Annotated in this window: 7 protein-coding genes; 2 read left to right on the plus strand and 5 right to left on the minus strand. The window is 40.7% G+C overall.

Going from position 1 to position 8,928, the window contains the following annotated elements:
* The first annotated feature begins 162 nt into the window (after positions 1-162).
* Complete coding sequence (locus EWV66_RS15025) at positions 163-630, plus strand: CYTH domain-containing protein (RefSeq protein WP_052277082.1); 468 nt, start codon at positions 163-165, stop codon at positions 628-630.
* 24 nt (positions 631-654) lie between these two features.
* Here EWV66_RS15025 and nusB read toward each other — a convergent pair whose 3' ends face one another.
* The 5 genes from nusB to EWV66_RS15050 form a co-directional block, all read right to left on the minus strand.
* The gene (gene nusB / locus EWV66_RS15030) at positions 655-1,308 is read right to left on the minus strand and encodes a transcription antitermination factor NusB (protein ID WP_052277081.1); all 654 of its coding nucleotides are present in this window, start codon (positions 1,306-1,308) and stop codon (positions 655-657) included.
* 137 nt (positions 1,309-1,445) lie between these two features.
* Positions 1,446-2,909 carry a DNA phosphorothioation system restriction enzyme gene (locus EWV66_RS15035; protein WP_052277080.1) on the minus strand — a complete coding sequence of 488 codons (1,464 nt, stop codon included), beginning with the start codon at positions 2,907-2,909 and terminating at the stop codon, positions 1,446-1,448.
* Positions 2,910-3,269: 360 nt separating this feature from the next.
* Positions 3,270-3,857 (minus strand): protoporphyrinogen oxidase HemJ, encoded by a 588-nt coding sequence (gene hemJ, locus EWV66_RS15040; RefSeq protein ID WP_002739167.1) that lies wholly within the window; start codon positions 3,855-3,857, stop codon positions 3,270-3,272.
* Positions 3,858-4,747: 890 nt separating this feature from the next.
* Positions 4,748-5,698, minus strand: coding sequence for a hypothetical protein (locus EWV66_RS15045; RefSeq protein ID WP_052277079.1), 951 nt, complete (start codon positions 5,696-5,698; stop codon positions 4,748-4,750).
* Positions 5,699-5,705: 7 nt separating this feature from the next.
* Complete coding sequence (locus EWV66_RS15050; RefSeq protein ID WP_287108140.1) at positions 5,706-7,070, minus strand: UDP-N-acetylmuramoyl-tripeptide--D-alanyl-D-alanine ligase; 1,365 nt, start codon at positions 7,068-7,070, stop codon at positions 5,706-5,708.
* Positions 7,071-7,513: 443 nt separating this feature from the next.
* On the opposite strand from EWV66_RS15050, the gene EWV66_RS15055 reads away from it, so the two are divergent.
* On the plus strand, positions 7,514-8,782 hold the full coding sequence (locus tag EWV66_RS15055; protein ID WP_052277077.1) for a Sll1247 family protein: 1,269 nt from the start codon (positions 7,514-7,516) through the stop codon (positions 8,780-8,782).
* The last annotated feature ends 146 nt before the right edge of the window (positions 8,783-8,928 follow it).

An 8,928-nucleotide genomic window follows, 5' to 3' on the forward strand; every position in this document is an offset into this window, starting at 1 on the left:
ATTAAAGATTAGTTATTGTGACTAACTCTTTTGGTTAGAACAAGATAAACTTGAGAATCTTCGGTCAAATTTATTGACTCAAAATCAGCTATACTTAATTTAAATGAAACAGCCCTACCTTAATAAGGGGGGCATCTGAAAGTTTTTAATGCCTACCTACTTATGTCTGTTGAAATTGAACGGAAATTTCTAGTTAAAGGGGATTCTTGGCGATCGCTTGCGACTGGCAAGTTGTATCGTCAGGGATATATTCCTACCCAAGATGGATTGACAACTGTGCGAGTTCGTGTAGTTGGAGAGCGGGGTTATTTAACCATTAAAGGCAAGACTGAGGGCATGAGTCGTCAGGAATTCGAGTATGTAATTCCCCTAGAAGATGCGGCGCTCATGTTAGAAAACCTCTGTAAGAAACCTTTAATTGAAAAGATTCGTCATCGCATTTCTCTGGATAATTTAACTTGGGAAGTTGATGAATTTTGGGGGGATAATCAAGGTTTGATTATGGCTGAAATTGAGTTAGAACAAGAGGATCAAGTCATTACTATTCCCGATTGGATCGGCGAAGAAGTCACGGGAGATGAGCGATACTACAATAGCAATTTACAGAAATTTCCCTATAAAATGTGGTGATTGTAGTATTAATTTACTCCCAGTTTAACTCTGGGTAGATAGGGCTTTTTCTGTTTCGTTTAGCTTATTCGTTACCCGTCGGAGAACGCCATTAATAAAGCGATAACCTTCATCATCAGAATAACGTTTGGCTAATTCGATCGCCTCATTAATTGCTACTTTTTGAGGTATATCGAGATAGAGCATTTCTGCCACGGCAATTTGCAGGATATCCCGATCAATTCTTGGTAAACGATGCAGTTGCCAATCCACTAAAGCACTGGTTAATTCCTGTTCAATTTCCGCACGACGACGATAGACTGTACCGATTAATTCTAGGGCATATTCCCGCACTTCGTACTGACTAGATAACTGGACAATTTCGGGAAAATCTATCACGGTTCCTAAACGATTAATGGCATTGTGGGTAAGAGAAATTGCTTCTTTTACCATGGTTTGGGCGCTTTTTAGATTTGTTGCCTTAGTATCACTAGCGAGAATCCGTTCATTACCACGACTAATTTCAGCGGCAGCGGTTTCTAAGGTTTCTTGAATTTCGACGGTTAAGGTTCTAACTGCAACTAAAATTAAATCGTTTAAAGTTTGCTGTTCCAGGTTTTCAGGATTGCCTTTAATCTGACTTAAACTCAAAAGGGCAAGTTCTCGAGCAATGCGACGGGGTTGTTGACGGGGAGGCATAGAAATTTAGAAGGAGAGGAAGGAAAATTATACAACTTTATCGATCGCTATCTGGTTTGGTTAATTTTTCTCGGCGATCAATTTTTGACTAACTTCTATTTTAGCATAAAAGCCGCCAAGATTTAACTTTTCAAGTTTTAATTAGACAAAAGACAATATCTATCTTGAATCTCCCCTAATTTAGTCTCAGCTTCTTGAGCATTAATAGCTAACTGAGCAAACTCTAGAAAGCGTTTTAATTCCTTGCGTAATAAATTCCTTTCTACTTCCCAGGTTTCTCGATCTAAGGTGGGTGGCATAACGATCATATCAAATAAAGTCGCCTGTTTTTTATCGGGATGGGGGCGCAATATTCGCCCGCGACGCTGAATAAATTGTCGAGGATTACCACTACTAGCCAGAATGACTGCGTTTTGAATTGATGGCAGATCTACTCCTTCATCTAAACATCTAATTGCCACTAATCCTTGCAGATAACCCTCCTCAAATTGTTGGCGAATTTTTTCTCGTTCTTCTAGGGAAGTTTCTGCGGTGTAGATAGCAACTCGATAACCTAATTGATTGCCTAACAAATGAGTAACTGCCTCTACCTGACGACGATAATTAGCAGTATAATTTTCTAGATAACCATCCCCACAATAAAACAAAGTATGATCCGTATCTAAACGCTCTTGCATCAGTTGTTGTAAAGCCTGTAATTTATTACTTGCTGAACCAACTAATCGTGATCTTTGCATTAACAAAGCGGTGAGGTTTTCATTACCATTTAAATTACTATTTTTCTGCAAAGTCCAGCCGATTCTTTGGGTTAATTTTGCGTATAATAAAGCCTCATTATCGGTTAATTCAACCAAGATTGGATAATAAAAATAATTGACTAAAGCTCCTTTTCTAATAGCATCACCTAGGGTAAATTCTGGTTGTAGAATTTGTCCAAAATATTCAAGAATAGCGTCGGTTCCTTCCTGATCAAAATATCTTTCAGGAGTTGCAGATAAAGCCAATCTTAGACCTAAAGAACGGGGTAATAACTCTTCTAATCGGGGGGAACCTAAATTATGGGCTTCATCACCAACGATTAAAGTTTTATCGGGAAAAAATTTTATTTGTGATTGAAAACCCTCGCTAATAAAAGTTGAGTTAGTAGTTAAAATAGTGACAAATTTTTGATTACCCGCTTGCACATTATATAATTCTGTGGATAGTTGACTTTGCCATATATGGACACTTTCGTAGGCTAAAATCGGTTTAAGATTAAATTTTTCCGCTTCTCGTTGCCATTGATTGACTAGGTGACGATAGGGACAAATTACTAATAATACTTGCAGTTCTATCGCTTGGTAAAGTTCCATGGCAATAGCTAAAGCAGTAATAGTTTTACCGCTGCCGGTGGCCATTTTTAAAGTTCCTCGTCCCCGATTACGAAACCAACTGATAATCGCTGTATTTTGGTAGTCTCTCAATTCTAAATTGGGAGGAATTCTAGGAATACCAGAGGGATTAACTCGATAGAATCCTCGCAATTCAGCAACTTGCTTGATTTTGCGGGAACTGAGAAAATCCCTAGTTATTTTTTCCCAATCTATCCAGCAACTATTCATAAGACCTCTTGTAAAAATCAAAAATTGTTGTTAGGGTTAGAAGTCAGTAGTCAGAAGATTGTTTTTATTTATGGCGTTGTTCAAAACCTTGCGTTTTCATCGGCCCGCGTTTTGTAGGGGTGAAGCATTCGGCCAATAACCTATCGGTGAAACCGGAGATTTTCTATCCGAATGCTTCGTCCGTACTTTTTCAGCAAACCCTAAATAGTTTTGGTATAGATTTAAAAATAGCATAAAGCCAAAAACCTAAAAGCTAAAGGTTGCTACCTATACAATGGGGATGGACTAAAAAGACCATCCCATAGCTGTCAAACCACTCTTAAATGTTATCCTAGAAACCTAGGCAATGATTGAGATAATTTACCTGGTCGCTACTTCCTCTTTTTGGGGAGTATTTTGCCGAAGTTTTTCTTGATCTTGGCGACGTTTTTTAGCATAAAGTTGGATTGTCACTGCCATTAATACCACTAAAGCTACAATTAACCAAGTGGTCAAATCGAGGGGTAATTGATTCTTAAATACTGCCAAAAGGACAATAACTACCAATAACAGGGTTGGTGCTTCATTTAATGCCCGAAATTGCTGTCCCGTCCAATTACATTCCCCTTTTTCTAGCTTCTTCATGATGCGACCACAGTAGAAATGATAGAGCAGTAAAAGAGCCACAAAGGATAATTTAATATGTAACCATCCCGATTTTAAAATTTCCGGTTCTGTGGAGATTAAACCGATCGCCATGGCCACGGTGACAATCATCCCCGGTGTGGTGATGATATTGTAGAGTCGCTTCTCCATGATCTCGTATTGTGCTTTCAGAATAGCTTGTGCGGGTTCTGTTTGTGTTGCTGCCTCCGCATGATAGACAAACAAACGTACTAAATAAAATAGTCCCGCAAACCAAACAACTACCCCAATCAGGTGAAATGCTTTAAACCAATAGTAAGCCATAGTCTATATTGTGATGTGAGTCCCGAATTAATTAGTCTAAGAGTTATCTATACTTTCCCAGACTATCCCTATACAAAAGTTTAGACGGAAAATAGGCGTTGCGGAGCAGGGAGAAGGGAGAGGGGTGTAGGGTGTGGGGTGTGGGGTGTAGGGTGTAGGGTGTGGGGTGTGGGGAGCTTTTTCAGTCAACAATAGATCTCTTGCAAAAATCAACAATCTTCTGTTAGGTGAGGAGTAAGGAGTCAGTAGTCAGTAGTCAGGAGAATTAAGAATGTGCATTAATCGATTAAATGCTCCATTTAGGCATTTTATGCAGTTTTATGTCTATTTTTGTCATTTTTGAACTCTCAAGAATTAATTATGCAAGAACTCTAATAAACTAAAAACTCACATCTGATAACTGATAACTGATAACTGATAACTGTCTCCTAACCCAATGTTGGACAAAGATAAGCAAAAATTATTGACTGACTCCAAAAACTTGAGAATATTTAAATTAACATTCCGCAATATTTACAAATTCTTAAGATTTTATTGAGAAAGATTTTTATTTAACAACGATGTTATGAAGGTGACAGCGATTTGATAGAATTTCAGAATGGGGTATTCTATGCTTTTTTAGGCAGCAACGATTGAAACCCTGACCACACCTAGAAGGTGATCCTAATTAAGACAGGTAAATGAGTCAATTTCACCCACAACGATGATCTTTTTTTTGTGTAGTTTTATTGCAAAAAAAAAGTTTTTTTGACAAAAAGCACAAAGTATGCTAAGGTCTAACGGATTTCTAGCTGCGAGTAGTTATTGAAGAGAAGGAAGCAGGGAAGTGGGGAAGTGGGGAAGTGGGGAGTGGGAAGAATAAATAAAAATAATCTCCTGACGACCGATAGCTAATTATCTAACAGCAAAGGTCGCAGAAAACCGCCATAATTCTCGTCATCTGTACCGATAAAGACTTCTATTTTACCTCTCGGAGATTCTCTGGTAGTCACCGCTTCCACTTTGGAGCCATCGATTTCTGCAATTTTTTGGGGATTAGGGGCAAGAATTAGGTTATTATCGGCTGTAACTTGACCTATACGGTAAACTGCACTTCTAAACACCCCCGCACTATCTGGATCGTAAGCGGAAGCTATGTAGATATTACCTTGCTTATCTACGGCTAAATCGGAGATGGGGCGAATATTTTTACCACTACCAAAAGGACTCCGAAAAGTTACCGACTGAAATTCCCCGAATTTTAAGGGATTGAGCGAGATATCCGTCCAGCGAATCTTTGTACTCTCTTGACTATCGGCCCGTTCTGCGTAGATAAATAGATAACGATCGCCTTGCCGACTAACAGCGATCGCCTCTACATTTTCCACCGCAATCGGCCAATTTATTTGCTCAACTAGCTTGACTTTTTGCTGGTTGTATGCTAGTAAAAACAGCCGTTGAAAAGGTTTTTTCTCGCCACTTTCAGCCAACAAAAACAAATTAGTTTCAGGGATATGAGTAATACTTTCGAGATCGTTACTCAATCCCTCTGGATTTGGCCAATCTACCCTTAAAACCTGCCATAATAGCGGTTTTTCCTGGGTAGGTAGCTGTAAAAGACTCAGCCTTGCTTGAGATGGATCACTATTTTTGCCCTTATTTTTGGCATCGTGAACCCCTAGAAAAATATCTGCTTCTACCCAAGCTAAACCACTGAGATCTGGGAGATAAGTCTCCAGTCGTCTCGATTGTTGAGCAAAAGAGACTTGAGCGGCCGAAAAAAAGAAAACTATAGCTAAAATCACCGAAAAAACAGTTTTTAATCGGCTATTCTTGCTAAAAAAGGCTCTATTCTCTAACACCTATTCCCTAACTCCCAATATCACTGATTAACTCCTCCACCACCCGATTTAAACCGACGGAATGGGAAGCCTTGCACAAAATGCGATCGCCGAAATCGATCACTTCCTTTAAACGATTAATTAAATCTGCGTGAGTTTGAAAACATTTGCAATCGACACCAGTAGCGGCCTCAGCAATAAACTTAGCTTCTGGGTCATCCACCAAGACAAACAAGCGATCTATGCCTAGTTTTTGCACCCTCTCACCGACTTGGCGATGTAATTGCTCCGAAAAAGACCCTAACTCCTTCATCGTGCCTAAAACAGCAATATGACGCTGACCGGGGGTAGCTTTCAGCAAATCCAAGGCCGCTAACATTGATTCTAGACCGGCGTTATAGGTTTCATCGAGGAGTAGGATATCGGTTGCTAATTGGTAACGTTTGGCCCGACCACTGGGTAAATTAACCTTAATTCCCTGTTGCAAAGAAGTCCAATCGATGCCTAAAATTTTCGCTACAGCCAAGGCTGCCATAAAATTTAAAGCATGATGACGACCGGATAAAGGTAAGTTAAAATCTAGTCCATTGACTCGTAAAGTAGTTAAATCTAGTAATTCCCCGACTATATCGCCGCCAGAGAAGCCATAGGTAATTGTTTCCCCCTGCCATACCCGTTTAGCTGTTTCGGTAAGTAAAGGGTGATCGTAGTTAAGAACTGCTATACTACTAGAAGGAGACTCGGCCAATAACTCGCATTTGGCCTCTGCGATCGCCGACTCCGACCCTAAACGACCGATGTGAGCGGTTCCCACATTAGTAATCACTGAGATCGTCGGTTGGGCGATTTGAGCGAGCAGGGCAATTTCTCCCCGTCCCCGCATTCCCATCTCGATTACGGCACTATCGTGAGTTTCATCCAGTTCGAGGAGAGTTTTCGGCACTCCGATCTCATTGTTATAATTAGCTAGGGTTTTATGTACCTTTCCCCGGGTTGCTAATACCGAAGCGATTAATTCTTTAGTCGTGGTTTTCCCCACCGATCCCGTAATAGCAATCACGGGTATAGTAAATTGATTCCGCCACCAATGGGCCAATTGCTGATAGGTTTCTAGGGTATTCTGGACTAGGAATACGGGAATATTTTTAGAGTAATTTACCGACACTGGCTGATCAACAATCAAGGTCGCCGCTCCCTTTTCTATAGCCATATCGATAAAATCATGACCATTAAAATTATCACCCTTTAATGCCAAAAATGCTTGTCCAGACTTAATACTACGACTATCGGTATTAATTCCAGATACTAAACTATCGGGACTAAAACTTATGTCACCCTTATTTTGTAAGGATAATAGTTGAGCGAGTTGATTGAGGGATAAATGACAGGGCATAGACAATAAAAATACTTAGAGTAAATTCCGAATTATCTAGAAGATGGATTTAGGTTTAAATGTGACTTAGATCACATCTGATCGGGGTTTCTTTTTGCTAACTTAATTAGCAGGGTACGCTGCCTAAATTTTTATTAATCTGGGCATAGTCCGCAAGCTTGGCCAGGTAAGCCAAGGGTAATTTTCCTAAACTTGCCAAGCTAAAATGGATCAACTCGGTCACTACAATGACCCAAAATAGGGGCATCCTCAGAAGGGAGCATCTACTATCTAATCACAATTGACCCCTTTATGGTCCTAGCCCTAAAATCCATCCGCTTAAGTACCTAGGCAAAATTATTTACACATGACGATCATTGCCCCGTAAGGGTTTTAGCTCGATCGGGCAGGTAATTAATTTTGCATGACTACTTACTGATTTAGGAGGGCTAAATCAAATAACCATGGCTAGTCTAAACAGTGAACAAAGACCAAAAAGAGACGAAGAACAGCTACTGTGCGATTATTGGCTCGACCGCGCCAGGACAGATTCCCCCGAGCAATTAATCGAGGATTTTCGTCGTCTGTTTATCGAAGGTGGGGGCTATCGAGAAGCTCCTATTTATTTAGCCCTAGAGCGTCTTGTCAAGGCCAAAGATGTGGAAAGTCGTTTTGATCATTTCTTTAACCGCTGCTGTCATATTTTAGTGAATCGATGGCAAACGCAGCCCACCCATCAGCCAGCAATTCCCGAATTGGTATCGCTGCTGGAAAATTTGCCCTCCCCACGTCCCGGACATTACAGCAGCCCCAATAATTTGCGCCATCTGGTCAAAAAATTTACCCTCTCGGATGACTACGTTAGGATGCAGCGTCTGGCGAGAATTATTAGCGGCCAATACAGCGAAAAAACCGCCGCTTCCCTGGGAACCCTGATTAGTCGTTATCCCTATCTCTATGATTACTATTTACTCGGTGATGACAGTCCCCGAGAACAGCGACAAACCGTTAGACGTATTAAGGTGAAAACCGAGAGCCGTTTCGAGGTAAATCTCTCTCGTTATGTCACCTATCAGGTACGTTTGGCACAGGTTGCTCATAGCCCAAAAATCAGGGAAGAAGCGGGGAGAATCATTCAACCGGTAGAAAATCCCACCCTGCTCAATGATAAGGAGCTAAATCGCACCCTCAAGTATTATCTGGGGACGGTAGCAGGAAATTATACTTATAAGGAGCTTTCGCAAAATTTTCTGGCGAATACAGTTTATACCCCTACCTATAAAGATTTCAAAAATGATCTCTACGATTATCTAATTACCTCCTTAGACTACGGCAAGGGGCAATTTCACCAAAAACTCGACGATATCCTGCAAAATACTCTACCCCACTGCGATCAACAAAAACCGAGTGAATTTCTCATGCTGCGTACTTCTAGCCAACTGTTAAATTATCTGGTGGTGGAAAGCGGGCAAAAACCCGATCATTACCTTCTTATGGATATGATCACCAATATGGGGGTAACTCGGACTGTGGGGTTATTGCTCAAGTTGGTTTTGATCTGTCCCCAGGCAAAACCCCAATTAGATAAACGTTTTTCGATTCTATTTAACCACTACGAGAGTTATTCTCGCGATCAAGTGCCTTGGTTGGTTAAATCCCTAGAAAATCTGCAAGTAGCTTTTAGTATTCATTTCGGCCAAGTTGATTTGTCCTTTCTCCGTCAAATCCAGTGATCAGCTGTTCCCTATCTAGGGTTTGCGGCAAAAAGTTTTTCGTGGGGACAGGGTGTGGGGTGTGGTGCGATTCGTTGGCTAGAAACTAGACAGTAAGACGTTTAGAGGATTAGCCGCTTGGTAAATGTAGTACCTTGATAACTTTA

The organism is Microcystis sp. M_OC_Ca_00000000_C217Col (genome assembly GCF_007095585.1).
GTDB lineage: Bacteria > Cyanobacteriota > Cyanobacteriia > Cyanobacteriales > Microcystaceae > Microcystis > Microcystis panniformis.